Below are 26,662 nucleotides of genomic sequence, written 5' to 3' on the forward strand. Positions count from 1 at the left end.
CAAAAAAAGACGCACAGCCAAGCTATGCGTCTTTTCTATTACTTCTCTGCAACTTGAACTTCTTTTACGTAAGCTGCTTCGAATTTTTGGATGTCACCTGCGCCCATGAAAATAAGAACGCCGTTTTTATGTTTCTTTAACACATCCGTTGTTGTATCTGTAATTAGTTCTGCGCCATCGATACGTTTTTGCAGATCTTCAATTGTTAATTCACCTTTGTTTTCACGTGCTGATCCGAAAATATCACATAAGTATACTTGGTCAGCTTTACTTAAGCTTTCCGCGAACTCATCTAAAAATTTCTCTGTACGTGAGAATGTATGTGGTTGGAATACAGCGACAACTTCACGCTCTGGATGTTTTTGACGAGCTGCTTCAATCGTTGCATTAATTTCTGTCGGATGGTGTGCATAGTCATCAATGATAACTTGTTCTCCCATTGGCTTTTCATTAAAGCGACGTTTTACGCCTTCAAAAGTTGTTAGCTGATGCTTAACTGCTTCTACATCAACGTTTTCATAATGGCAAAGCGCGATTACTGCTAATGCATTTAATACGCTGTGATCGCCGTATCCTGTAATTTTGAACGTGTCATAATACGTATTACGAACGAATACATCGAATATAGTACTATCAGTTCTCTTTTGAATGTTACGTGCTTGGAAATCATTATCTTCTCCAAATCCATAGAAAATAACAGGTACTTTCGCTTGAACTTTTTGAAGTTCTTCATCATCACCACATGCAATAATACCTTTTTTCACTTGCAATGCCATCTCTTGGAATGCATTAAATACATCATTGATGTCTGCAAAGTAATCTGGGTGATCGAAATCGATATTTGTCATGATTGCATAGTCTGGATAGTAAGACAAGAAATGACGACGATACTCACAAGCTTCAAATACAAAATACTTACTATTTTCTACCCCATGCCCCGTTCCATCTCCAATAAGGTATGATGTTGGGTGTGCACCTTGCATTACATGGGCTAACAAACCAGTTGTTGATGTTTTTCCATGTGCACCAGTTACAGCAACACTTGTGTACTGATTCATAAGATCACCTAAGAAGTGATGGTAACGATGTACTGGGATATTTAATTCTTTTGCTGCTACGATTTCTTCATGCGTATCAGGAAATGCATTTCCTGCGATAATCACTTGTCCTTCTTTAATATTATTCTTATCAAAAGGAAGGATGGAAATACCACGCTTTTCCAATGCTGTTTGTGTAAAGAAACGCTTTTCATAATCAGACCCTTGAACAGTATGCTTCATGTCATGAAGAATTTGTGCTAATGAACTCATTCCTGTTCCTTTAATTCCTACAAAATGGTAAACTGTCATCTTAAAGAACCTCCAACATTTCGAACTAATACAACGGCCTATCTATAAGACAGTATATGAATCTTTTCTTATTTTGGTAATCATCATACATTTCTGATGCAGTGAATTTCTTTTTATATTCACTTATCAGTGATAAACTCGTACGTACTTCTTTTATGTCCATAACACATTTATTATAGCAAAAAACAAGCCGCTATACTATGATAACAGAAAAACTGATAGGGTCAATCACCTATCAGTTTTTCTCGCTTTTACATATCTTCTTTTGTTTCTAATTGAACACGCTCTAGACGTGAATTTGGACGGTATTTACGACCAGCTTTTGCTTCTGGTTTTCCATTTAATTCTACGTTATCACCAGTAAAACCAATATTCATTTTTAATAAGCTACTTCCTACTCCGTATATATCGACAGGAACATTTTGAGCTTCAAATTCACGAATACGCTTCTCATCAAACCCACCAGTTACAACGATATCTACATGTTGGAACCCTTCCTCATCAAGAGCCTTACGAAGTGCAAATACAAGTGATGGATTTACACCACGTGGATCGAATGTTCCAAGTACTTCTGGGTGACGAATGAAGTATTGATCAATCATTGTGCGAGACGTATCGACACGTACCCCTTTTAATGTTGATCCAAATTCACGCGCTACGCGAAGTGCATCTGTAATGACATCATTGTTATAATCAATTAGTACGACTAATTCATCTTCTGGGAATTTTTTATGATATGCCTTTGCAGCTTCAACAACATCACCATTAAACATTTGAATTAAAGCGTGAGGCATCGTCCCCATACCACTTCTGCCCCACCATTCATTCATTGCATGCGTCGCTTGCGCGCTCATACCTCCGATGTATGCCGCATAGCCGTCACCAGCTTGTTGCGTATAATGATCGTCACGATCTCCCATGAAAATAACCGGTTTTTCTTTATCTACACTACGTGCAGCTTGGACAACGTTATATACGTTTGTCGCAACTGATGTACGACGAGCTAAAATCCCATCAATTACACCTTCTAAAAAGCCGAAGTATTCATAAGGACCATGAATTGTTAAAACTGTTTCAAACGGACTAATATTATCGCCATCCTTTAAAGAATGAATTTCTAATTCCTCAGGATTTTTGGCAAATGTTTGTAGCAATGCGATTACCTCATCTGCTCCGCAAAGAACTGCATGTTCTTTTTGAAAAAACTGCATTGTTACAACACTTTTCGGGCGAAATTCTTCAATGATTTCTCTAGTTTTTAAAAAGTAAACGGCAGAGAACCAGCCTTCTCCAACACGTTCATCAAATTTAAATGTTTTATTTGTTAGTCGATTTATTTCACCTTTTAATTTTAATTCAATTTCTTTCATGTCGCTTTACTCCCTACTTTACTATCCAACATTTTCTATTAGTATACAGCAAAACCGTTTCCTATACATTTGTTTCCTGCATAGCAGCGAATTCATCCTCAGAAATAAGGACATCTCTCGGTTTCGTTCCTCTTCCTTCAGAAATAATCCCTTGTGACTCCATCTCTTCAATTAGACGTGCCGCGCGATTATAACCTATGCGGAATTTTCTCTGTACAGAAGATGTGGACGCTCCCCCTTGCTCTACAACAAATTGACATGCATCAAAAAATAGTTCATCTTCAGACTCACTCTGCTCTGATTTTGCTAATAAATCCTCTTGCTTAAATAAGTAGTTTGGCTTCATTTGCTTTTTCACATGATCAACTGTTCTTTCAATCTCATCATCTGATACGTATACACCTTGTACACGAACTGGTTTAGATGTGCCGTTTCCTAAAAATAGCATATCACCACGACCAAGTAACTTCTCCGCGCCCCCAATATCGATAATCGTACGCGAATCAACTTGAGATGATACTGTAAACGCAATACGCGTTGGAATGTTTGATTTAATTAAACCTGTAATAACGTCTACAGATGGACGCTGCGTCGCAACTAATAAGTGAATACCACAAGCACGAGCTTTTTGTGCAATACGACAAATCGCTTCCTCCACATCACCAGGTGCAACCATCATTAAGTCCGCTAACTCGTCAATGACAATTACAATATAAGGTAATGTCTCACCTGGGATTTCTCTACCACTTACAATCGTATTGTAACGAGTTAAATCACGAGCACCAGCATGAGCAAACAATTCATAACGACGTTCCATCTCTTCAACCGCCCACTTTAACGCAGCTGTAGCTGCTTTTACGTCAGTAATAACAGGTGCTACAAGATGTGGAACAGAATTGTATGGTGCAAGCTCAACCATCTTCGGATCAATTAGTATCAACTTCACTTCATGCGGCTTCGCTTTATATAAAATGCTCGTTAAAATCGCGTTAATGCACACACTTTTCCCTGAACCAGTTGCACCCGCAATAAGTCCATGTGGCATTTTTCGAATATCCGTTACAATTGGATCACCTGAAATATCAAGCCCCAGCGCAACTGTAAGCGGTGATTCACTCTTTGTAAATACAGGACTTCTTAAAATTTCACGCAGGAATACTGGCTTACTTTCCTTGTTTGGAACTTCAATTCCAATTGCACTCTTCCCTGGAATTGGCGCTTCAATTCGAATGTCTTTCGCAGCTAAACTTAACTTAATATCATCACTTAAATTTGTAATTTTATTTACTTTCACACCTGGGTCTGGTTGTACTTCAAAACGAGTTACCGCCGGCCCTTGTGACACATTAATAACATGTGCTCCAACATGGAAATTATTAAATGTCGTATTTAATAATTCTTCCTGTTCTTCTAGCCACTCCGTATTATCTAATGCTGCCTGCTGTGGAATTGACAACAACGTTAATGGCGGAAGTTCATACTTCGGTGGCGCTTGTAGTACGTTGCGCATATCATTCTCTTTTTGATTTACAACATATGCTTTCTCTTGTACTTCCGTACTTGAAATTGACTCTTGTACTTGTCCAGCCACCGCTACTTGTTGCATCGGTTTTTCTTCCACTTGAGCTTCTACCGCCACTTGCTGCATCGGTTTTTCTTCCACTTGAGCTTCTACTACCACTTGCTGCATTGGTTTTTCTTCCACTTGGGCTTCTACTACCACTTGCTGCACTGGACTTTCTTCTACTTGCGGGTCTACTACCACTTGCTGCACTGGTTTTTCTTCCACTTGCGGGTCTACTACCACTTGCTGCACTGGTTTTTCTTCCACTTGCAGGCCTACTACCACTTGCTGCATTGGCTTTTCTTCTGCTTGTGGTTCTACTACCACTTGCTGCACTGGCTTTTCTTCCACTCGTTCACTGACAGTTGATTGCATTACGTTCGTTCTTGCCGCATGTCTTTCCATTAATTTCTTTCTATCCTGCTTTAACATGACAACATTAAATGGGACATGACGTTTTTTCTCACGTTTCGGTTCTTCTATTTGTAAAGCAGGCTGTTCTTCAGCAACTTGCTTCTTTTCTTCCGCTTCTTCAATTAAAACGTTCGCAAAGTTTTGAACATCTTTCTTTGTTTGCTCATCCGTTTCTGAAACTGGTACGAATACTTCACTTTCTTCCTTGAACGTAATTGTTTCTTGTTGAGAAATCACTGGTTGCTCTTCAACTGCTATATTTTCTAACGACTCTATATTCATCGTTTCTTCAATTACTTCTTCTTGCGGTGTTTTCTCTAATGCGAATTCCGTAACTGATTCTATTTCCTTAGATTCCTCTAATTCCACAACTTCTTCTGCTTCCTCAGGTTCTTCTAACTCCGCAGCTTCTGCTACTTCCTTAGGTTCTTCTAACTCCACAACTTCTTCTGCTTCCTCAGATCCCTCTAATTCCACAACTTCTTCTTCCTTAGATTCTTCTAACTCCACAACTTCTGCTTCCTCAGATTCCTCTAATTCCACAACTTCTTCTGCTTCCTTAGGTTCTTCTAACTCCACAACTTCTGCCGCTTCTTTAGATTCCTCTAATTCCACAATTTCTTCTGCTTCCTCAGATTCCTCTAATTCCACAATTTCTTCTGCTTCCTCAGATCCCCCTAATTCCACAACTTCTGCTTCCTTAGATTCTTCTAATTCCACAACTTCTTCTGCTTCCTCAGATCCCTCTAATTCCACAACTTCTGCTTCCTTAGATTCTTCTAATTCCACAACTTCTTCTGCTTCCTCAGATCCCTCTAACTCCACAACTTCTTCTGCTTCCTCAGATTCCTCTAACTCCACAACTTCTTCTACTTCCTCAGATCCCTCTAATTCCACAACTTCTTCTACTTCCTCAGATCCCTCTAATTCCACAACTGCTGCTTCCTTAGATTCTTCTAACTCCACAACTTCTTCTGCTTCCTCAGATCCCTCTAATTCCACAGCTCCTGCTGCTTCCTTAGCTTCTTCTTCAAAAGCATCTGGTATTTCTATAGTAATTGTTTCTTCAAGCTTTTCATCTGCTTTTACAATCACTACATCTTCTAAGGTTTCTTCTTCGACTTGATTTGCTGCAACTTCAGCAACAGTTTCTTCTATTTCTGTATTACATTCATTTTCTTCTGTTAATATCGAATACACATGCTCTACTTTAGAATCTATTGACTCTTCTTGTAAAGTTTCTTCGTTATCTTCTGTAGATGATAACGCCACTACATCTTGCTCCTGCTTCAAGGCTTGTACAATTGTAGCCTCTTTTTCCACATGCTGTCCTACTGTTTTATGAAGCAAATCATCACTTAGGCTTTCTTCTAATGAAGGGGCTTGACGTTCAACTTCGTAACCGTTTTTCTCTAACCATGTATCCACAACCGATTTTTCTTCTACTTTATTACTTCGTTCGTTCACTCCGTTCTTAACAGATGAACTTCCTTGTAGAACTCCCGAAAAGTCAGATAATGTATATCCCTTTTTCTCTAACCATGCGTCAACAACAGCTTTTCCTTCAACAGATATTTCAAGATCTTCTCTTACCTTTTCTTCCTCCTGCACAACCTTCGTTTCTACTGAAGGACGGTTATATCCATAAATCGGAGAAATCATTTCTGTTGGACGAAATGGTCTACGGTTACTTTCTTGCGACGGTACAAATGCTTTTTTTACGACAGGCTCTGGTTCCGGTTCATATTGCAATTCCGGTTCCTCATATGTAGGTGCTTCTGTTTCCACATACGGTCGTCTGCTTCTTTCCACTTTTATTCCTCTTTGAGTAGGCTGTTCTTCATATGCTCCTCTTTGAATAGGTTGTTCTTCAAAGTTAGGCAGTTCTCTTACATCCTCCTCATCGAAGCCATTATCTGGTATTAATGGAAAACGACATTTCCCTGCATTCCGACTTGCCATTTGTGCTTCTCTTGCTTCAGTGTAGTGGTTTACACGAGGAATTTTCGGCTGACTTTCAATTTGTGCCGGTACTTCTTTATTCATCACTGTTTTTTCTTCCTCTTTGTTAAACAGCTTTTTCATCCAATCTAACATGTTTACCACTCTTTCTACTAAATAGTAACATCCTTTATTGTATCAGCATTCGGCAAAAAGTGCAGGTAAAATTAAGCATATTAGTTTTATCCATAATATTCTAATTCACGATTGTTTTTCATATAGAAAAACGAGGTCTTACATGTAAGACCTCGTTTAATCTTTACCCTTCCGATATTCATCCACACTATCCGTTACACTTTGCAATAAAGAATTTACATACTGTGGGTCAGATAATTTTTTGTCTTCTTCAGGGTTTGACATAAATCCAAGTTCTAATAGTACTCCTGGAACTTTTGACCAATTAAATCCAGAAAGATCATCCCGAAATTTAATTCCATTTACTTTCACTTGATGATTCTCTCTCATTTTATTTACTATCGTTTGAGAGATTTGAAGACTTTCAGCATAAATCTCTTTCGTATACGGACTTCCTTCTGCCGGTGTCAATACAGCAAATCCACTTTGATTTGGATTTTCAGAACCATCTGCGTGAAGGCGCAAAAATAAATTCGCTTTATGATCATTCGCGAATGTTGCTCGTTCCTTATTACTTATATCAACCTCATGTGACGTTCTCGTCATCAATACTTGTATACCTTTTGCTTCCAGTTTTTCTTTCAATATAAAAGCCATCTCTAATACAAGAACTGATTCCCTCTTTTTCGTTACAACTCCCGCTGTTCCGTCTGTTACTTTATATTTTTGCGTAGTTGCTCCTGGACCAATTGCCTCTAAATTTAAATTCGCTTTTTGTTGATGCCCTGGATCAATAACGACGAGAAACTTTTCTTGTTTTTCATTACTCTCTACTTTTTGTTCATTATTTTGTACTGGTTGCTCAGTTGGCTGCAGCGGCGTAGTTTCCTCTTTCTTTTCCTCGGCCGGCACTTCCTCCTGCTTATGTTCCACTTGCTCATTCGTTTGAATTGCTTGCGGTTGTTCTTTCTTTTCTTGTTCTTCTTGCTGCTTTTCTACCGGTGCGTCTTCCTTATTATCTTTGTTTTTTTCTTGTATAGAAGATGTTGTTTCTTTTTTCGGCTCTTCTTGCGAACAACCTCCCATATATATTCCAATGACTGCAATAGCGCTCATTATTTTTATATACTTCATTTTTCTCTCCTATCACTTTGCACCGGTCTCAAAGTTTTTCTTATAATTGTTTTATAATTTCATCCATATTTCCAATATGAACGGGTTGCCACGTTTCTGTACCACGCTCTGCGGTATAGACTAGATAAGCATCATCAGCTACATTTACGAAAACAGGATCCCCCATATCCGTTTCATATCCGATAACAATCCATTCCTCTTTCCATTTTCCACTTTCTTCACTTATTAATGAATTTTTATGTTTATCATATCGATAACCGATTTGTCCTTTTTCTAATTCATTTTCGCTAAACACATATATTTCATAGGAACCTAGTTCGATATCTTGCTGTTTTGAAGTTTCAATTCGTTTCAGAAGTTCTGCAATTTTTGGTTGTTGTTTCATACGTCTACCCCCTTCTTTTTTCTAAATTTTACCTAATCCATTTTTGAAATACAATATAGATTTTGAGAGGAAACGTTACAATCCTAGGAATTTCGTACAAAAAAAATAGCCTCACATATGCGAGACTACTTTTTCTAACATCAATTAAAATTTAAATTCTTGTCCAACTTCAAAGCTATCTTCTAATACAAGAATACCTTTTTCTTCTGGAGCATCTGGAAGCTCTAACTCACGTGCAGAGCAAATCATTCCAGAAGAAGGAACACCGCGAAGTTCAGCTGGTTTAATTAACATACCACTTGGCATTACAGCACCAATTTTTGCAACAACAACTTTTTGTCCTGCATCAACGTTTGGTGCACCACATACGATTTGTAATGTTTCTGTACCGATTTCTACTGTACAAATGTTTAATTTATCAGCATTTGGATGCTTCTCTTTTTCAGCTACATAGCCTACAACAAATTTCGGCGTGAAATCAGCTTCTACTTTTTCTTCAAAGCCATTCTTCGCTAAAATTCCGTTAATTTTTTCAACAAACTCTTTCGTTAATGTAACGTTTCCGTTGTCTGTTACTTCTACATAAGAAGACGCATTAAAGATGTTGAATCCTGCTGTTACGTTGCTTTCACGATCGTATACGCGAGCAACATCTCCTTTGCGGTCAAATGTACGGTTTTCTAAAGTAATATCTTGTAAGGTAACAATTAAAGTGTCACCAATTCCTTCAAGGTTGTAAAAAACGTTCACTTCGTTCATCCTTTCTCTTTTCCATCTGTCTTCTTCCGATTCTTCGCTAAAATAAAGATTGGTTCAAAGTCCCCATCTTCATATACGAATGAAAGTGATGTAATCGGAACATGCCCTTCGGCAAAAAATTTCATTGTCATTTGTGCAATAATATCATAACCGATTTCGTTGACGATATCAGCAATAATTAATACATCTTGGTGAGGAACTGCAACAACCATATCACCAGAGATCTTTTCACGCATCGAGTGTAGTAACGATTCGTTTAAAATACGACTCGCATCGTATCCATCATTTGTGTTTAAAAAGTAGAATGTATTACCTGCTACTGTCTCCTGCTTAAATTCATAGCCTAATGAGCGAGCATTAAATAATGCCATTTCACGTACTTGTTCCTCTGTAAGCTCTAATTTTTGCAATAAGCCCTCATCAATTAATCGATATGTTTTATTAGAATCTAGCGCATAGTAAATACGTGTTTCTGCCGTATGGTCCGTCATAATAAACGGATTTCCTTCTTCTGATTGTTTCGGGAAAGAAGTAGAGCGAATAACAGGTAAAATTTTCGCCGTGCTATTTTCTTCTTTATGCATTGCAATTAGCGCTTCTTGTACGTAATAAGCGACCTCTTCAATTGCTTTTTCTTTGTTCACTTCCCATTTTGCAACTACTCCTGGAAGTGATACGTTAATACCTTTTTTCGAGTCTGTTTGTTCAATACGAAGAACTTCTTTCTCGCTATCATAATGAAAGTCCCATTCTGGTCGAGATAATTTCTTCATTAACTCGTCTTTCATCTTTTTACTTGTCATTTTCATCTCTTTTTCCTCCCTTCCAAAAAAATAACCTCCCCCGCGAAGGTAGAGGTTGTTTTTACAATTCAATTGGCTAATTGTCTTATTTTAAACCTTCAATAAACTCTTCGATTTGCTCTTGTGTTTTACGATCTTTATTTACATAGCGTCCAGTTTCTTCACCTTTATTGTACGCTACAAAGCTTGGAATGCCAAATACGTCTACTTTCACGCATAAATCAATAAATTCATCACGATCTACATAGTAAAATGAGAAATCACTATACTTCTCTTCTACTTCTGGCATAAATGGATCAACGAAACGGCAATCTGGGCACCATTCTGCTGAGAACATGAAGACTACATTCTCTTCATTTTTTAATTCTTGGAATTGTTCCATGCTTTCTAATGATTTCATCTATATTCCCTCCTCTAACGAGTGCACTTTTTCACACTATAATCTTTTCTTTATACTACCATACATCGCGCATGGTGCAAGGTTTATGCTTGCTTTTCATCATACTTATATTGCCCAACAAGTAACTTAACAACGTGTACAAATAATTCCGTTCGGTCGACATAATCATCTGTAAAAATACCGATAGCACCTTCGTGACTACGAATATCTTTTCGCTCTACAAACTCTTCCATCACTTCACTTAGCTCTTTTCCTTCTTCAAGCGGTGCTAAAAAATCGTCTGGTAACTTAATACGCGCCCCGCCCGCAACAAATGTTTTACCTTCAATCGTCGCTAAAGCACCCCAGTTACACATAAATAACCCATGCTCCGTTTTCATAACGCCGCCTTCTAGCCCAATGCCGATATGAGCTGCACCTTCCTGCAATGCTCTCTTCGCCCTATTTACTGCTCCTTGCATCGTCTCTTCATCTGAAAAAGGCTGATTTGCTACTCCTGATGGAACAGAAAGAGATGTAATTTCAACATCTTCCCAAACCTTCTCCACAGCCCCAACCTTCGTCTTATTCTTCGATCCAACTACTACCTTCATTTCATTCACCTCTATATAAATTCATACTCATATTCCTTCTACATTCAAACTTTTCACTTTCACAACTTCGGGACTCAAACGTTAAAATAGATCATACTCTCACTATCTATTCGGAGTGAGCACCGATTAAGCACTAACCGCTACCACTCATCGCTGGGCCATCTATTCAATCAAAAAAAGAAAGAGCTTTTCTAAAATCATTACCGGCCTCGAACACAAAAACAGCCTTCCTCTCGCTTCCTATCCGGGGTTTAAACACATCATTCGAGCACCAATTAAGCACTAACCGCCACCACTCATCGCTGGGCCATCTCTCCTACCTAAAAAAAGAAAGGCTCTTCAGCCCTTCTTCCTCTTTACGCGTTATTCTTAATTGTCTCTAACGTCGTTTTGTCCGTCGCTCTCACAAGCTTCGTAATTAATTCCTTCGCTGCCGCATAATCATCAACATGTAAAATAGAAGCATGTGTATGAATGTAGCGTGCACAAACACCAATTACTGCTGATGGGATACCAGAGTTACTTGTATGCACACGGCCCGCATCTGTACCACCTTGTGAAATAAAGTATTGGTACGGAATGTTATGTGTTTCTGCTGTATCTAAAATGAATTCGCGCATTCCTCTATGTGTTACCATTGTGCGGTCATAAATACGAAGAAGAGCGCCTTTTCCTAATTGACCGAACTGCGTCTTATCACCAGATGCATCATTTGCTGGACTTGCATCAAGCGCATAGAAAATATCTGGTTGAATCATATTTGCAGCAGTTTGTGCTCCGCGAAGACCTACTTCTTCTTGTACAGTCGCACCAGAGTATAATGTGTTTGGTAATGTTTCATCTTTTAATTCCTTTAGCAATTCGATAGCAAGGCCACATCCATAGCGGTTGTCCCAAGCTTTCGCCATAATTTTCTTTTCATTTGCCATTGGCGTGAATGGGCAGATTGGAACGATTTGTTGCCCTGGCTTTATGCCAATTTCAATCGCATCTTCATAACTATCTGCACCTATATCAATTAACATATTTTTTATATCCATCGGTTTTGCACGTTGCGCATCACTTAATAAATGAGGAGGAATGGAACCAACAACCCCAATAACAGGACCATTCTTCGTCATAACTTGTACACGCTGAGCTAATAGTACTTGGCTCCACCAGCCACCTAACGTTTGAAAACGAAGCATCCCATTTTTCGTAATTTGCGTAACCATGAAACCTACTTCATCCATATGACCTGCTACAAGAACGCGCGGGCCAGTTTCGTCCCCTTTTTTCAGGCCAAATACGCTACCTAAACCGTCTTGCACAATCTCATCAGCATATTTGCTTAATTCTTGCTTCATAAAACTGCGCACATCATGTTCAAAACCTGATGTACCTTGTAATTCTGTTAACGTACGAAATAATTGTAATGTCTCTTTATTCACGAAGTCCCCTTCTTTCAAACCTTAGTAGAATACCTCTTTTATTGTAACGAAATTTTCGAAATGTTTCTAGTTTCTTCTTTTTTAGTTGCATTTGCATTATAATTATTATTGGTACACTATTTTTATTTTACAGAATTGAGGTGAATATATGAGCTGGAAAGGTTTAGTCACAGGTCTTGGCGTTGGGTTCGCAGCTGGTTATTTCGTTGCAAACAAAGTACAAGAACAATCCCATATTTCTTCAGAAAAAGCATTGAAAATGGTGAAACAAGCATTAAGTCATAAAGGTGAAATTACTGGCTCTTGGGTACATATGGTTCCAGAGGCATTTGAAAAATATGATGTCGCGTACGAAGTTTATCGCGGCGGTCTTACAACGATGTTAGATGAAATACAAGAACGATTTGAATTTTTAGTTGATGCTAAAACAGGTACTGTTTTAGAGGTTATAGCAGCATAAAAAGAGGTTTCCCATTAGGTGAACCTCTTTTTTTTTAGAATTACCAACAAAAGCTGATAATAACAGCAATACATAATAAGTGGAGATTGTTCCAATAAATATTTTTGGACACCTTCCTCTTATTAATATTAAGCTTCTATATTTGTTTTTCTCTCTATCTTCTCCACTATATGCCCTTCCTCATTCCACTTTACTGCACGGTAATATGCATCATGATAAAAAGTAAACCACGCCTCTTTTTCAGCACCATACTTCATCCACTTTTGTTTATGTTCAATCGATGTCATTGGATAGTCATCATATGCCATTACCCATAATACATTTTGATGTGCATACGTCGGTAAAATGTCCGCTAAATGAAGCATCGTTTCACCCTGACTTTCAAGGACGACAACGGCATGTCCATCGCTATGACCACCCGTATGCACCATCTTTATTTCATCCGTAATTTCTATTTCTTGCTTGAACGTAACAATCTTATCAACGATTGGCTCCCAATTTTCCTTCCAATATGTATTACGCGATCTAACATTCGGATTTTTCATTTCATTCCATTCAGTCTCACTTACATAAATCGTTGCGTTCGGAAACGCCGGAACAAGGTGATTTCCCTCCCATTTTGTTAAACCAGATGCATGGTCAAAATGAAGATGCGTCATTAAGACGTAATGAATATCTTCAGTATGCAGTCCCAATTTTTCTAAAGATTCCTTAACTGATGATTCTTCTGTTACACCTTGATTCCGCTTCATTTTCTCATTCAATTTACCATTCCCTATCCCTGAATCAATAAGCATGTTTCCTTCTTTCGTTTGTAAGAGTAACGGATCTGTTCGTAAATAAATATGATTTGTATCATTATGTTTATATTTTCGTGACCAAAGTACTTTTGGCACAACTCCAAACATCGCGCCTCCATCTAAATGTGTATTCCCACCTTTTAGCCACGTCACTTTTATATTTCCAATTTGTAACTGTTCCATATCCCATCCCCCTTTTTCATTTAATTTTAACATAATATTCCGATTATTTTTCATATAAAAAACCTATGCATTACTGCATAGGCTCCGTACGATATTTTGCTTCAACTCGGTAAATACGATGACCTTTACTAGAGAATTTCTCTTCGTATTCTGTCATAATGTTTCCTTCATAATCACTATTATGAAGATCTAGGCTAAGGTAAGTTAATAACATACCATACTCAGCCATACTCATAAGAGAATATTCAAATAATCCCTGGTTATCAGTTTTGAAATGAATTTCTCCGCCATCTACTAACACTTCTTCATAATTGCGTAAAAATGTTTTATACGTTAAACGACGCTTCGTATGACGATTCTTCGGCCATGGATCTGAGAAGTTTAAATAAACGCGGTCAATTTCACCTTTCGCAAAGAAAACTGTTAAATCTTCAGCATCTTTATTAATTAACTTTAAGTTCGGTACTTCTTCTTCAATTAATTTATCAAGTGCATCTACAACAACACTTGTGAATTTTTCAATTCCAATATAGTTAATATGCGGATTTGCTTTTGCCATATCATACATAAAGCGGCCACGTCCTGTACCTACTTCAATATGAATTGGCTGTTCATTTCCAAATATTTCTTTCCAGTTACCAGCGCTCTCCTCTGGGTTTCCAATTACGATATGTGAATACTCATTAATTCGATCCATTGCATAAGGCTTATGTCTTAAACGCATAGATGTCTCCCTCTCTTTACAAAACTATTTTAAAGGAAAAATTCCTTCTTTCTGTTTTAATCAATCTATCAAACAAAAAACCAAGTACGTACGAGCACTCGGTCCGTTTCTTTCAAGTATAAGATGTACCATTTTGATAAAAACTACATAAAGCATTAAACATTCCATGACGAAATAGCTTTTTCTCTTACATTTCTAGAGAGAGAAAAACACTCGAAAGGATGATCCGTTCATGCCAATTAATCAACAGCATCAATTAGAAGTGTTAAAAGATATTTTAATCAACCATCAAAGTGATTGCTGCGGGACAGTTTCTGAATGCGAGCAATTAGAGCGACTCATTCAATCGTTACTCGCAAACGATAGTATAAGTAGTGACACTAAAGTAATGCTAAACGATGTATATTCTTATAGTCAATCGGGTAAATCTTCCTCTAATTTGGACAACCATATTTCCAATAATCAAGAACAACTTACTCAGTGGATTGCTGGAATGGACAATTTTTCTTAAGTATTATTCTGAAGCAAGTAGTTGCTGTAAATATTGATGCCAATATTTAGCTTCTGCTTGCTGCTTTTTTGTTGTGTGCCATTGCATAGATAAAATCGTTTGTGCTATCACATACCATCTCATACGCCTAAGCAATGATTCATCTAGTTCAATCTCATAATATCCGAGCCACTCACTCCATTCATGGCGCGGAACATACCAATATAATAACATACCAAGATCTAAAGCTGGGTCAGCAATAACAGCCCCATCCCAATCAATTAAAAACAATTCATCTTCGTCCGACAATATCCAATTGTTATGGTTTACATCACAATGGCATACAACGAATTCATTGTACTCAATATCTTTTAATGACTCCGTTAAATATTGCAGACCTTGCTGAATTGTTTCATCAACTCTTATATCTCCTCTTAAAACGAGCTGTAATTGTTGTAATAACTCTTGCGCATGAAGCGGCTGCTTTCCTAGCCTTTGAATCATCTGCACAAGCGCTTTAGAGGAGTGTATTTTCTTCAAAAGTTTCGCAACACGTTCTAGTTTCATATCCTCTGGCTCTAACTTCTGTCCCGGAAGCCATTTTTGAGCAGAAATTACATCACCGTTCGTTACCCTTCTTGTCCAAAGTAATTTTGGAACAATTCCTTCTGCTGACAATACCGCTAAAAAGGGCGATGTATTCCGCTTTAAAAATAACTTTTGTTGTCCGTTTTGCGCAATATATGCATCGCCCGTTACTCCACCAGCCGGTATAAGACTCCACTCTTTTCCTAATAATTGTTCCAACCATTCCATATTCATTACCCGTTAACAAATCCTTATCTTTTATAGTTATGAAAAGAAAAACCGCAACATTTCTACACATGTTGTGGATTCATATATTTTACTGTATTTGAATGAAAAAACTTGGCATAAGCCGAAAACAGGATAAATCACCTGTTCTTCTAGTTTATTTTACAAAATCAATCATAGAATGACAACTTATGAAAATCGTCACCTTTGTCAATTCTACATTTATTACATTCTCATCGTCAAGTAGCGATTTGTCACATTATCGTCAATATATACGTGCTAATTGGAGCCAATTGAAGTTCCTTTCCTCTAAATGAAGAAATTGGCTCTATTTTCGCTTGCTTTTCGTTTACTAACACATGCCACGTTTCTTCTTTTGGAAGCTGCACCGTTTTAGCTTCCAAACCGCTATTAAATAAAACTACAATCTCTTTCCACGGTCCAAATAATTCTACATGCTCTAGGTGGTATGCCAGTACTTCTGTAGATGTTTGCAAAAAAGTCATATGCGTTTTTATAAGGTCTGCATTTTGTAATCGGAATGCCCCGTGCCCTTTGCGAATCGCAATTAACCCTTTTATATAGTTAACGGTCTCCATCTCTTTCTCTTTTTGATCCCAATCTAATTGATTAATTTCATCATTTGCATTATAGCTATTTTCATTCCCTTGCTTCGTACGATAAAACTCCTGCCCCGCATGTAAGAAAGGAATCCCTTGTGAAAGAATAACCATTGCAGTTGCTAAACGATGACGCCTTTTCAAAATTTCTTCTGATTCTGGATTACTTTGCACTAGTTTATCCCACATCGTCATATTGTCATGACATTCTACATAGTTGATGCTTTGCATTGGCTCTAGAAACAATCCTGTTTCTTTCATACTTAAAAGGCTACCAGCTACTATATACTGCAAATGATTACAATCTACATGCCCACCAAATGCAAAGCCACGTTTATTAATATTAAAAGTACTTCCTTTTATTCCATCACGAAATTGATCATTAAACTGTGCGATACATGGCATTTTATTCGCATTATTTAACGTCGCTTTCTCTTCAAGAGGAAGCGGTGTTTGCAAATCCCATCCTTCACCTAATAACAGCGCATCCTGCTTTATTTTTCGTACTTCTTTTTCTAATTCATTCATCGTTTCAACATCTAAAATTCCCATTAAATCAAATCGGAATCCATCAACATTGTATTCAGTAAGCCAATATAAAACAGATTCTATAATAAATTTCCTCATCATTTTCCGTTCAGATGCTATATCATTTCCAACTCCCGTCCCATTAGAAGGCATACCGTCTTCCCCATGACGAAAATAATATCCCGGGACAAGCTTCTCAAATGATGATAATTCTCTTTCATAAACATGATTATATACAACATCTATAATCACCCTGATGCCGTGATCATGAAATGTTTCAATTAGTTGTTTACACTCTACTATCCTGTTATATGGATCAGAAAGGTTTGTAACATAAAATCCTGTTGGTACATTGTAATATAACGGATTATAGCCCCAATTATATGCGGAAGCAGGATTCACTTCATCTATACCACCAAAACAATGTAAAGGTAATAGTTCAACATGTGTAACGCCTAAATCTTTTATATGAGACAATCCTGTTAATGTCCCATTTCGCCCTACTGTCTCCTCTTCCATTAGCCCTTTATATGTTCCTTTCTTATTCACCCCACTGTTTGGGTGAATAGTAGCGTCACGAATATGCAGTTCATACAATATGGCATCTGTCATTGACTGTAATGGTGATAATTCTACTCGTTTTGTCACATTCGTTTTTTCCAAATCGATAACGACGCCGTATTTTCCATTTATCATCGCAGACTTTGCATAAGGGTCAACCGCTTCGTTCCATATTAAATTAATACAAACAAGGAATGTATATCGTGCTCCATCATGATCACCTTGTAATGTATGAATCCACACTCCGTTTTCTTCTCTGTACATTTCATAATCAATATATTCTTTATCACTTTTATAAATCCGTACTTTCGCAAGCCTTGCAGTCGGAGCCCATACTTTAAATATTGTTTCTTCTTTTTTATACACAGCACCTAAGTCGGTACCTTCGTAATAATATTTTTCATCGAAAACTACTGTTCGAATCACAGCGCCTATTTGTAAATCTGTTTCTTCATTCCGTTCATCACGTACTGTATAATACTTCCCCACATCTATCGGCTCTTCTATAAAACATTCATACTTCGTTGCATCTGGAAGAGCAATAGTATGAACAATCGGTAACTCTTTCACATTGCTTCCTTCTTGTAAACGAAATGTCCGGCTTGTTCCATACGCATGCGGGAGCAAAATTGTAATTTTATTCATTTCATCTAAATAGGCATCAAATGGACGTTTTACTTTCAACATAAAAAATCACCATCATTCTCAAAATTAAAATGAAACGAGCTGCAAATGATAAAGGTTTTCTTATCAGCGAAGCTCTATACAGTAACACATTATTCCCTATAGTATATTCACCTGTATAAAAAACGTTTTCATACATTCTATTTTTGTAGTTTTATTTCAGTAATCGATTTATACTTCGGCGTTTCCTTAACGTGAGATTCATACAAAGTAATCGTATCTGCTTGAAATGATGTTACAGGTAACTCTTTTACATTTGTCAGATCAAACACTTTTTCTCCTACCCATTTACGCGCAACAGTAATATGTGGATGATAAGGACGTGTCTCTAGAGAGAAGCCATTTTCTTCACAAATTGTATGCACTTGCTTTTGTAAAGTAAACAAATCTTGATTATCACTTATCCCCGCCCAAAATATACGAGGCTGGTCCACCTGTCCGAATGTAGAAAGTCCTTGTAACGTGAACGATAATTCCGTTTTTTCTGTAAGTGTTTGTAATCCATTCTTTATTCCTTCTAACTGTTCCTGCGCCGCACTTCCTAAAAATGAAAGGGTAATATGATAGTCTTCTTCATGTACCCACGAGCGAAATGGTAATTCATCCTTCATTTCCTCTTTATAATTAGAAAGAATTTCTTTTATATGACGTGGTAAAGTTACTGCGACAAAATAATGCGGCACCATCTACATCGTCTCCTTTATGTTATTGTTGCTTTTCTTGCTTATCTCATTCAGCTAAAAAGAATCCGCCCTCTAAAGTAGAGAGCGGTCATTATTTACATATCTTTTATTTCGCTAATTCATGAATTGCTTGAGCGTAAATCGCTGTCGCTTTTAATAAATCTTCAATTTCAATGTACTCGTCTTTTTGATGCGCAAGTTCTTCTTTTCCTGGGAATAACGGGCCAAATGCAACGCCAGCTTTCAATGAACGAGCATAAGTACCACCGCCAATTGCTAACAATTCAGCTTTTTCACCAGTTTGTTCTTCATATACACGTTGCAAAGTACGAATTAACGTATGATCTTTGTCAACGTGATGCGGGCGAGAGTTAGAATAATCCGCTACTTCAAATCCATGAGTACCAACATATTCTTTTAACTTTGCAATCGTTTCTTCAAAGTTAGTTGTAACTGGATAGCGTACATTTAATCCTAAATTACCACCGTTTTCTTGCGAGTAAGACAAGCGACCAACATTCACTGTTAACGGCCCGCTAATATCATCTTTATAAGAAATACCAGCTTTTTCTCCAATAATATCACCTGTAAATGTTTCTGTTACAAACGAGGCAAATGAAGCCCCTTTTCCATCAAGTGAAACTTTCGTTAAGAAGTTTACCAATAATAAACCTGCATTTTCTCCCTTTTCCGGAGTAGATCCGTGAGCTGAAATCCCTTTGATTTGCAACGTCACCGTCTTTCCTTCTACAATTGCTTTACCTATTTTTTTAGCAGTTTGTAAATACTCCTCATATGCTACTGTAAGTGTATTTACATCTTCTCCTGTAATAACTGCTTCTGCAAAATCAGGAACCATATTTAAACGACGACCTGACTCAAATGAAATAAGCTTAAATGTGCCTTCTTTCTCTTCGCCACCACTTTGCACAACTTGTATGTCAGAAATTCCTTTTTCCGCATTAATAATCGGAAAATCTGCATCCGGTGCAAAACCGATTGTTGGCATTTCCTCATTTTTAAAATAATGCTCTACACACTTCCAATTACTTTCCTCATCTGTTCCTAAAATCATACGAACACGTTTTGAAAGAGGTAAGCCTAATTCTTTAACGATTTTCATCGCATAATAAGCTGCCATCGTCGGCCCTTTATCATCAATTGCACCGCGTGCAAAAATCTTCCCGTCGCGAATATCCGCACTATACGCAGGAGCTGTCCAGCCATCTCCTTCTGGTACAACATCAACGTGACAAAGAATACCTACTAGTTCTTCTCCTTGTCCCATTTCAAGATGACCTGCATATCCTTCTAAATTTTTAGAAGCGAAACCTTCTGCTTCTCCTTTATGTAACATGAAAGATAAGGCTTTTTCTACACCTTCACCAAATGGTGCGCCCTCTTTCGCAGATTCTTCTTCCCATACACTTTTAATTTGTAAAAATTTTTGTGTATCACGAATTAAATCATCTTTTCTTTTTGTAACTTCTTCTGTCCAATTAATCGTCGACATCACGCATCCATCCTTCACTATATTGTCTCTTTCATCATAGCAAACGAAAATCTCTTATGCCATACATGAAAACCTAATAACGGACAATTTTAATATTTCAGATATTTCTTATTAGTTTTTCTTTTATTTTTCAAAAAAAATTTGCAGGAATTTGGCGTTTTACGTAGAAATTTATGAGTTAGTTGACTGACCAGACATAAAATGTCAACTACCAATATTTTTCTATATGAATATTTGTTAAACTTTTGTAAAATTTAAGTAAGTTAAAGCATGAATTTTATCATGTAGAGTACAATGGTAGTAACGACCTTCTTTCCTGAATGGGGTCAAAAAAACTAGTAGAGGAGCGGTTTTCTCTTGAAACCTACAACTACTCGTATGCTAACACGCATTAAATCAATTTATATGTACATCAATGAAAACGGTACGGTAACAACGAAAGACCTTGTAGATGAGTTCGGGATCACACCGCGAACAATACAACGTGATCTAAATGTGTTGCAGTTTAATGAACTCGTGTATAGCCCTTGCCGCGGCAAGTGGACAACGACAGGAAAGAAAGTGAGAATGACCTCATAATAAAAAATAATTGTATGTAAATAAATACATACCCCTTTCTAACTCATTAGAAAGGGGTCTTTTCTATACTTTGAAATTGGCGTTACTTTTCGTTATCTACTTGATACGTCTTTAACATTTCTACTTCTTCATCTGTTAATTCACGATATTGCCCAAGTTCTAACTCTTCATCTAACATTAAAGGTCCCATCTCTGTTCTCTTTAAATAAACTACTTTTTTCCCTACCGCTTCAAACATACGCTTCACTTGATGGAACTTTCCTTCTGTAATAACGAGTTCAATCTCAGAAATATCATCACTTTTTAAAATTGTAAGTTCGCCTGGCTTCGTTTCATAGCCATCTTCTAAAATTACACCTTTAGCGAATTCTATTACATCCTCTTCCGTTACAACGCCTGAAATGTGTGCATAATATTTTTTCGGCACATGCTTTTTCGGAGATAATAGTTGATGCGTTAACTTCCCATCATTTGTGATTAATAAGAAACCTTCTGTATCAATATCGAGCCTTCCAACAGGGAATGGATCGAAAATCGCATCTTCTAATTCTAATAAATCTATTACTGTTTCGTGGTTATCATCTTCTGTCGCTGAAATAACACCTTGTGGTTTATGCATCATTAAATAAACAAACTCTTTATATTCCACAACTTCACCGTGAATCATAACCTCTTGCTCTTCTACATTCACATGAAACTTCGCATCTTTCACTGGCGTTCCATCAATCTTCACAACGCCGTCTTTCAGTAATTTCTTTACTTCTTTTCTACTTCCGTGTCCCATATTCGCTAATAATTTATCTAATCTCATGTTCTTCACCTTCTTTATTTATCATAGAAAAGGGGACGTATTTACGCCCCTTTTGATTTCAACTTTATTTTGAATCTACTACCAAGTTTACGCTGGATTTTCTCTAAAGCTTCTCCGCCAAATACTCTTTCTAGTACTCCTGTGCGAATCGCTAACAATCCGTAAACAAGACCACCAATACCTGCACAAATCGCAACTGTAATAAGAGCACCAATACGGCCATCAGGCGAAATCATGAAGGATAGAAGCCATTGTGATAGTTTTACAGCAATAACCATTACAAGTGTTAAGACTGCAATTTGGAATGTTCTCTTATATACAACACCAAATGAATAGTGTGCGTGTTTTTTGATTTGTCTATTCGTATACCATACGGAAGCTAAGAAGCCGACTGCAGTAGCCAAAATCGCCCCAACTGTACCGAAATAACGAATAAAGATTACGTTACATGCAAATTTCAAAATAACACCCATCACAAGCGCAATAACCGCATGTTTCTGCTGGTTAATCCCTTGCAGAATTGCTGCTGTTACTGTGAATAAAGCGAATAACAATGCAACTGGCGCATACCACATTAATACTTGTCCACCTAGTGGGTCTGAATCGTAGAAAGCAGTGTAAATCGGATATGCAAGTGTAGAAATACCGACAACTGCTGGCAATGTTAAAAACATATTCGCCTGGAATGTTTGTGTAATTTGTAATTTCAAATAACGGTATTGCTTTTCAGTAAACGACTTTGTAATCGCTGGCACGAGCGTTAAACTAAACGCTGTTGCAAGTGATACTGGAATCATAATTAATTTATGCGTCCACATCGTGAAAATACCGAGTGCTCGCTCTGCGATATCTCCTTGACCAATCGCCTGCATAATAGAGTTAAATGTCAATGTATCAATTTGTTGATATAAAGGAATTGTTAATCCAATTACAACGTAAGGGATTGCATATGCAAACAACTCTTTAAACAATTGAGCGGTACTTACCGTCGATTCTGGTACAGTTTGCTCAATTAAATATTGATCCAAATATTTTTTACGTTTTAACCAGTACCAAATTAATACGCCAAGTGCTCCAACTGCTGAAACGAACGCAGCGAATGTCGCAACCCCAACTGCCGTTGCTACTGTACCGCCAAGTACTTTAATAACGATGAAACTACCCGCTAATAAAAAGACGATACGAATAATTTGCTCGATAATTTGTGAAACCGTAGTCGGTCCCATCGATTGGTGGCCTTGGAAATAACCACGAATCAAACTTGCTGCCGGCACAACAATAAGCGCAAAACTTACGAGGCGAATAATCGTCGTAACTTCTTCTATCTTATTTTGTAAACTTTGTTTACCAAGCATTGCTTCTGCAAATAATGGTGCGGTCATGTACAGTACTAAGAAGGAAAGAACTCCTGTTACTATCATCATAACCATTCCCGAGCGGAACATTCTCCGGCTCGTTTTATAATCTCCAAGTGCATTATATTTGGAAACAAACTTAGAAACAGCAAGCGGCACTCCTGCCGTTGCGATACTTAAAAATATCGTATATGGAATGTATCCATATGTATAGAGCGTTCCGCCTTCTGTGCCTACTAATGCATGAAACGGAAAAACGTAAATCATGCCTAAGAACTTTACTAAAAATGTCCCTAACGTCACAATAAGCGTTCCGCGCAGAAATTTTGAATCGGACATACGAAAATCCTCCTACATCTACAATAAAGTGAAACTATAATTAGTGGGAGACTCCCTTCCTACTAATCATTCGAGCATTTACGGACCTTTTTAACTCCCTCTTTACTTCTCATAAATCTTAAGATAGTAGTCTTATTGCCCATAAATAGCAGGATAATGCTGAACTCTAACTTTTGTATTGTACCACAATTCTCCTCTTAAGCAGTACTTCACTCTATTTTTCTTTTAAGGGAAAACATGCTATTCTTTTAGGCAGGAAATGTAGAAAATGAGGTCGATATATTATGCATTATGATGTTATTGTCATCGGCGGCGGTCCTTCAGGGCTAATGGCTGCAATCGGTGCTGCTGAAGAAGGCGCAAGCGTCTTACTTCTTGATAAAGGAAATAAACTAGGACGTAAACTTGCGATTTCTGGTGGTGGTCGTTGTAACGTAACGAACCGTCTACCACTTGATGAAATCGTTAAACATATACCTGGAAATGGTCGCTTCTTATACAGTGCTTTTTCTATTTTCAGTAATGAAGATATTATTACATTCTTCGAAAATCTCGGTGTACAACTGAAAGAAGAGGATCATGGCCGCATGTTCCCCGTATCAAATAAAGCGCAATCTGTTGTAGATGCACTGTTAACACGATTAAAAGACTTAGGTGTGAAAATACGTACGAATACGCCTGTCGAAACGATTGAGTATGAAAACGGTCAAACGAAAGCAGTTATTCTACAAACAGGCGAAGTGTTAGAAACGAATCACGTCGTTATCGCTGTTGGCGGAAAATCTGTTCCTCAAACTGGTTCTACTGGAGACGGATACGCTTGGGCTGAAAAAGCTGGGCATACAATTACAGAACTTTTCCCAACAGAAGTACCAATTCTTTCAAACGAACCGTTTATTCGTGACCGCACATTACAAGGTCTTGCTTTACGAGATGTAAACTTAAGTGTATTAAACCCGAAAGGAAAAGTTATCATTTCTCATAAAATGGACATGCTTTTCACTCACTTCGGCCTATCTGGTCCTGCTGCTCTTCGCTGTAGCCAATTCGTTGTGAAAGCGATGAAAAAGTTTAAAACGAACACAGTGCACATGAGTATCGATGCATTGCCAGAAGAAAATAGTGAGCAACTGTTCCAGCGCATGCTGAAACAAATGAAAGAAGATCCGAAAAAAGGAATTAAAAACGTTTTAAAAGGCTATGTTCCTGAACGTTACTTCCTATTCTTATTAGAAAAAAATGAAATTGACGGTAGCGAACAAGCTGGACAAGTTTCTCATGAGAAGATTCGCGCACTTGTGAAAGACTTTAAAGAATTTACCGTCCATGTAAATGGTACGCAGTCAATTGAAAAAGCATTCGTTACTGGCGGAGGTGTATCCGTTAAAGAAATTAACCCGAAAGAAATGGCTTCGAAATTCACGAATGGTTTATACTTCTGTGGAGAAGTTCTTGATATTCACGGTTATACTGGCGGCTATAACATTACATCTGCCCTTGTTACTGGCCGAATTGCCGGAACAACCGCTGGACAAAATTCAAAAATGCAATATTAAAGAAGAAACAGGGACTCCTGTTTCTTTTTTTAGTATGTTGGAATAGCAAAGTAATACACGAAATTATATCGGCGATACTTTAAATATGTCGACCGTTTCTTCAAAAATATCCCTTCCTCCTAACTTCCCATTGCTTTTTTGTTGCTTTATATACCTTAGTACCTTTATATTTTATATTGTTGAATATTCGAAAAAGGGTAAGGGGAAAACAAATGAGAAAAAAAGTCATGATGTCTTTAATGCTAATGACGTTTCTTTCTGCGGTAGAAGGAACGATTGTTAGTACAGCGATCCCTCGTATAACGAGTGATTTGTCAGGCGTCGAACTTGTTAGTTGGGTATATGCAATCTATATGCTTGCAACAGCTGTTTCGACTCCAATATACGGAAAGCTAGCTGATTTATTCGGCCGTAAAAAAGTTCTGCTCATCGGAGCAACAATCTTCTTAATCGGTTCTGCACTTTGCGGAGTCGTTACATCAATGGAACAATTAATCTTCTTCCGTGCTCTTCAAGGTATAGGGGCTGGTGCTGTTATGCCGATCACAATGACGATTATTGGAGACCTATATAGCGAAGCGAAAGACCGCGCGAAAGCACAAGGCTGGATGAGTGCAGTTTGGGGTGTATCTGGTGTTATTGGGCCGTTAGTAGGTGGATTTTTAGTTGATTCTCTTTCTTGGCGCTATATTTTCTTCTTAAACGTTCCTTTTGGAATTATCGCTTGCTTAATGTTTGCCACTTCTTATCAGGAATCTGTTAAGTCCGCCGCTAAGCAACATATCGACTATCTTGGTGCGACAGTTTTCTCATTAAGTACAATTGCTTTACTATACGCATTATTAACAGGTAGTAGTAAGCAAAACTGGGGAGACATTTCAATTATCGGCCTATTAATCTTTGCCGCTGTTTCATTCATTATTTTCTTATACATCGAGAAAAAGTCTCCGGAACCATTAATTCCGCTAGCACTTTTCTCTAACCGTACATTATCTACAATAAACATACTAACACTTATTGCTGGCGCAATGATTATTAGTATTACAGTGTATCTTCCAATTTGGAGCCAAGGTGTTTTAGGAAAAAATGCGACAGAGGCTGGACTCATTTTAATGCCGATTCCTGTTATGTGGACATTCGGTGCTATGTTCTCCGGCAACTTAGTTGGCAAGTTACAAACGAAACAAATTATTTTACTTGGAGCTAGCATTTTATCAGTTGCTACTTTCTTATTATTTACATTATCAACAGATTCACCATCATTCCTTATTTATGTTGCAGTCGGATTATTCGGCTTAGGAATGGGGCTTGTTACACCAATTTACATGGTAACAATTCAAGCAGCTGTACCGGCGAATACGCGCGGAACGGCAGTTGGTTTAAATACATTTATTAATACATTTAGTCAAACACTAGGAGCTGCAATCTTCGGAACGATCTTCAATACGATGATTCATGCACGCGGCATTAAAAACCTTGATCTTGTTTCTTCTGGCGGACATGGAGGGGCTACAGCAAACGTAGCAACCGAATCACAATCCGCATTAGCATCAAGTGTACACGTCATTTATATGAGCACTTTCGTATTAGCGGTATTCACATTAATTATCGCTTGGATCCTATTAAAGCCAACTAAACAAACAAGTGAACAATAAAAAGAGGATGACCATTTTGGTCATCCTTTTT

23 protein-coding genes are annotated in these 26,662 nt (G+C 37.6%); 5 read left to right on the forward strand and 18 right to left on the reverse strand.

Annotated features, from left to right (window positions below):
- Positions 1–38 precede the first annotated feature (38 nt).
- The 10 genes from murC to ABH955_RS23620 form a co-directional block, all read right to left on the reverse strand.
- Positions 39–1,349: a UDP-N-acetylmuramate--L-alanine ligase gene (gene murC / locus ABH955_RS23575; RefSeq protein ID WP_016120911.1), complete on the reverse strand. Its 1,311-nt coding sequence runs from the start codon at positions 1,347–1,349 to the stop codon at positions 39–41.
- 251 nt (positions 1,350–1,600) lie between these two features.
- The gene (locus ABH955_RS23580; protein ID WP_002015597.1) at positions 1,601–2,719 is read right to left on the reverse strand and encodes a nicotinate phosphoribosyltransferase; all 1,119 of its coding nucleotides are present in this window, start codon (positions 2,717–2,719) and stop codon (positions 1,601–1,603) included.
- A 61-nt stretch (positions 2,720–2,780) separates the two neighbouring features.
- A complete protein-coding gene (locus tag ABH955_RS23585) occupies positions 2,781–6,794 on the reverse strand; it encodes a DNA translocase FtsK (protein ID WP_404491739.1) in 4,014 nt (1,337 codons plus the stop codon).
- Positions 6,795–6,950: 156 nt separating this feature from the next.
- Positions 6,951–7,907 carry an N-acetylmuramoyl-L-alanine amidase gene (locus ABH955_RS23590; protein WP_002015615.1) on the reverse strand — a complete coding sequence of 319 codons (957 nt, stop codon included), beginning with the start codon at positions 7,905–7,907 and terminating at the stop codon, positions 6,951–6,953.
- A gap of 40 nt (positions 7,908–7,947) precedes the next feature.
- Entirely contained in the window at positions 7,948–8,292 is a 345-nt protein-coding gene (locus ABH955_RS23595; RefSeq protein WP_002015616.1) for a hypothetical protein, read from the reverse strand.
- Between the two features lie 144 nt (positions 8,293–8,436).
- Positions 8,437–9,051 (reverse strand): YtpR family tRNA-binding protein, encoded by a 615-nt coding sequence (gene ytpR / locus ABH955_RS23600; protein WP_002089041.1) that lies wholly within the window; start codon positions 9,049–9,051, stop codon positions 8,437–8,439.
- A complete protein-coding gene (locus ABH955_RS23605) occupies positions 9,048–9,860 on the reverse strand; it encodes a DUF1444 domain-containing protein (RefSeq protein ID WP_003191882.1) in 813 nt (270 codons plus the stop codon). The genes ytpR and ABH955_RS23605 overlap by 4 nt, the downstream gene beginning before the upstream one ends.
- A 79-nt stretch (positions 9,861–9,939) precedes the next feature.
- Positions 9,940–10,254: a thioredoxin family protein gene (locus ABH955_RS23610; RefSeq protein WP_002015619.1), complete on the reverse strand. Its 315-nt coding sequence runs from the start codon at positions 10,252–10,254 to the stop codon at positions 9,940–9,942.
- 83 nt (positions 10,255–10,337) lie between these two features.
- A complete protein-coding gene (locus ABH955_RS23615) occupies positions 10,338–10,847 on the reverse strand; it encodes a DUF84 family protein (protein ID WP_404491741.1) in 510 nt (169 codons plus the stop codon).
- 356 nt (positions 10,848–11,203) lie between these two features.
- Positions 11,204–12,277 (reverse strand): M42 family metallopeptidase, encoded by a 1,074-nt coding sequence (locus ABH955_RS23620; RefSeq protein ID WP_078184718.1) that lies wholly within the window; start codon positions 12,275–12,277, stop codon positions 11,204–11,206.
- 148 nt (positions 12,278–12,425) lie between these two features.
- On the opposite strand from ABH955_RS23620, the gene ABH955_RS23625 reads away from it, so the two are divergent.
- Positions 12,426–12,737, forward strand: coding sequence for a PepSY domain-containing protein (locus ABH955_RS23625; protein ID WP_002015622.1), 312 nt, complete (start codon positions 12,426–12,428; stop codon positions 12,735–12,737).
- Between the two features lie 128 nt (positions 12,738–12,865).
- Here the strand turns inward: ABH955_RS23625 and ABH955_RS23630 are convergent, their stop codons facing one another.
- Both ABH955_RS23630 and trmB read right to left on the reverse strand, forming a co-directional pair.
- Complete coding sequence (locus ABH955_RS23630; RefSeq protein ID WP_431183423.1) at positions 12,866–13,720, reverse strand: YtnP family quorum-quenching lactonase; 855 nt, start codon at positions 13,718–13,720, stop codon at positions 12,866–12,868.
- A gap of 70 nt (positions 13,721–13,790) precedes the next feature.
- Entirely contained in the window at positions 13,791–14,444 is a 654-nt protein-coding gene (gene trmB, locus ABH955_RS23635; RefSeq protein ID WP_002138679.1) for a tRNA (guanosine(46)-N7)-methyltransferase TrmB, read from the reverse strand.
- Between the two features lie 232 nt (positions 14,445–14,676).
- Here trmB and ABH955_RS23640 point away from each other — a divergent pair, with 232 nt between their 5' ends.
- Complete coding sequence (locus ABH955_RS23640) at positions 14,677–14,955, forward strand: YtzH-like family protein (protein ID WP_002015625.1); 279 nt, start codon at positions 14,677–14,679, stop codon at positions 14,953–14,955.
- A 3-nt stretch (positions 14,956–14,958) separates the two neighbouring features.
- Here ABH955_RS23640 and ABH955_RS23645 read toward each other — a convergent pair whose 3' ends face one another.
- The 4 genes from ABH955_RS23645 to pepV form a co-directional block, all read right to left on the reverse strand.
- Complete coding sequence (locus ABH955_RS23645) at positions 14,959–15,756, reverse strand: phosphotransferase family protein (protein ID WP_002034382.1); 798 nt, start codon at positions 15,754–15,756, stop codon at positions 14,959–14,961.
- Positions 15,757–16,001: 245 nt separating this feature from the next.
- Complete coding sequence (gene pulA, locus ABH955_RS23650) at positions 16,002–18,143, reverse strand: type I pullulanase (protein WP_404491743.1); 2,142 nt, start codon at positions 18,141–18,143, stop codon at positions 16,002–16,004.
- Positions 18,144–18,280: 137 nt separating this feature from the next.
- Positions 18,281–18,826 (reverse strand): RNA 2',3'-cyclic phosphodiesterase, encoded by a 546-nt coding sequence (gene thpR / locus ABH955_RS23655; RefSeq protein ID WP_404491744.1) that lies wholly within the window; start codon positions 18,824–18,826, stop codon positions 18,281–18,283.
- A gap of 103 nt (positions 18,827–18,929) precedes the next feature.
- A complete protein-coding gene (gene pepV, locus ABH955_RS23660) occupies positions 18,930–20,336 on the reverse strand; it encodes a dipeptidase PepV (protein WP_404491745.1) in 1,407 nt (468 codons plus the stop codon).
- 357 nt (positions 20,337–20,693) lie between these two features.
- Between pepV and ABH955_RS23665 the strand changes: the two genes are divergently transcribed.
- Complete coding sequence (locus ABH955_RS23665; protein ID WP_000805512.1) at positions 20,694–20,915, forward strand: DeoR family transcriptional regulator; 222 nt, start codon at positions 20,694–20,696, stop codon at positions 20,913–20,915.
- Between the two features lie 82 nt (positions 20,916–20,997).
- On the opposite strand, the gene ABH955_RS23670 is transcribed toward ABH955_RS23665, so the two are convergent.
- Entirely contained in the window at positions 20,998–21,726 is a 729-nt protein-coding gene (locus tag ABH955_RS23670; RefSeq protein ID WP_002034388.1) for a pseudouridine synthase, read from the reverse strand.
- A 41-nt stretch (positions 21,727–21,767) separates the two neighbouring features.
- Complete coding sequence (locus tag ABH955_RS23675; RefSeq protein WP_002089053.1) at positions 21,768–23,420, reverse strand: putative polysaccharide biosynthesis protein; 1,653 nt, start codon at positions 23,418–23,420, stop codon at positions 21,768–21,770.
- A 284-nt stretch (positions 23,421–23,704) separates the two neighbouring features.
- Between ABH955_RS23675 and ABH955_RS23680 the strand changes: the two genes are divergently transcribed.
- Positions 23,705–24,976, forward strand: a complete 1,272-nt coding sequence (locus ABH955_RS23680) for a BaiN/RdsA family NAD(P)/FAD-dependent oxidoreductase (RefSeq protein WP_002129466.1) — start codon at positions 23,705–23,707, stop codon at positions 24,974–24,976.
- 212 nt (positions 24,977–25,188) lie between these two features.
- A complete protein-coding gene (locus ABH955_RS23685) occupies positions 25,189–26,631 on the forward strand; it encodes an MDR family MFS transporter (protein WP_404454300.1) in 1,443 nt (480 codons plus the stop codon).
- The last annotated feature ends 31 nt before the right edge of the window (positions 26,632–26,662 follow it).

Source organism: Bacillus sp. RC240, from assembly GCF_044907945.1.
Taxonomy (GTDB): Bacteria; Bacillota; Bacilli; order Bacillales; family Bacillaceae_G; genus Bacillus_A; species Bacillus_A mycoides.

Bases quoted from the DNA above. Each gene is read 5' to 3' on its own strand.
- ABH955_RS23615 (WP_404491741.1), bottom strand. From the start codon at position 10,847: ATGAAGGTAGTAGTTGGATCGAAGAATAAGACGAAGGTTGGGGCTGTG.
- ABH955_RS23630 (WP_431183423.1), bottom strand. From the start codon at position 13,720: ATGGAACAGTTACAAATTGGAAATATAAAAGTGACGTGGCTAAAAGGT.
- ABH955_RS23585 (WP_404491739.1), bottom strand. From the start codon at position 6,794: ATGTTAGATTGGATGAAAAAGCTGTTTAACAAAGAGGAAGAAAAAACA.
- ABH955_RS23675 (WP_002089053.1), bottom strand. From the start codon at position 23,420: ATGTCCGATTCAAAATTTCTGCGCGGAACGCTTATTGTGACGTTAGGG.
- ytpR (WP_002089041.1), bottom strand. From the start codon at position 9,051: ATGAACGAAGTGAACGTTTTTTACAACCTTGAAGGAATTGGTGACACT.
- ABH955_RS23605 (WP_003191882.1), bottom strand. From the start codon at position 9,860: ATGAAAATGACAAGTAAAAAGATGAAAGACGAGTTAATGAAGAAATTA.
- pepV (WP_404491745.1), bottom strand. From the start codon at position 20,336: ATGTCGACGATTAATTGGACAGAAGAAGTTACAAAAAGAAAAGATGAT.
- ABH955_RS23645 (WP_002034382.1), bottom strand. From the start codon at position 15,756: ATGAATATGGAATGGTTGGAACAATTATTAGGAAAAGAGTGGAGTCTT.
- ABH955_RS23595 (WP_002015616.1), bottom strand. From the start codon at position 8,292: ATGAAACAACAACCAAAAATTGCAGAACTTCTGAAACGAATTGAAACT.
- murC (WP_016120911.1), bottom strand. From the start codon at position 1,349: ATGACAGTTTACCATTTTGTAGGAATTAAAGGAACAGGAATGAGTTCA.
- ABH955_RS23625 (WP_002015622.1), top strand. From the start codon at position 12,426: ATGAGCTGGAAAGGTTTAGTCACAGGTCTTGGCGTTGGGTTCGCAGCT.
- thpR (WP_404491744.1), bottom strand. From the start codon at position 18,826: ATGGTGCCGCATTATTTTGTCGCAGTAACTTTACCACGTCATATAAAA.
- ABH955_RS23680 (WP_002129466.1), top strand. From the start codon at position 23,705: ATGCATTATGATGTTATTGTCATCGGCGGCGGTCCTTCAGGGCTAATG.
- ABH955_RS23685 (WP_404454300.1), top strand. From the start codon at position 25,189: ATGAGAAAAAAAGTCATGATGTCTTTAATGCTAATGACGTTTCTTTCT.
- pulA (WP_404491743.1), bottom strand. From the start codon at position 18,143: ATGTTGAAAGTAAAACGTCCATTTGATGCCTATTTAGATGAAATGAAT.
- trmB (WP_002138679.1), bottom strand. From the start codon at position 14,444: ATGCGTTTAAGACATAAGCCTTATGCAATGGATCGAATTAATGAGTAT.
- ABH955_RS23610 (WP_002015619.1), bottom strand. From the start codon at position 10,254: ATGAAATCATTAGAAAGCATGGAACAATTCCAAGAATTAAAAAATGAA.
- ABH955_RS23580 (WP_002015597.1), bottom strand. From the start codon at position 2,719: ATGAAAGAAATTGAATTAAAATTAAAAGGTGAAATAAATCGACTAACA.
- ABH955_RS23640 (WP_002015625.1), top strand. From the start codon at position 14,677: ATGCCAATTAATCAACAGCATCAATTAGAAGTGTTAAAAGATATTTTA.
- ABH955_RS23670 (WP_002034388.1), bottom strand. From the start codon at position 21,726: ATGAGATTAGATAAATTATTAGCGAATATGGGACACGGAAGTAGAAAA.
- ABH955_RS23590 (WP_002015615.1), bottom strand. From the start codon at position 7,907: ATGAAGTATATAAAAATAATGAGCGCTATTGCAGTCATTGGAATATAT.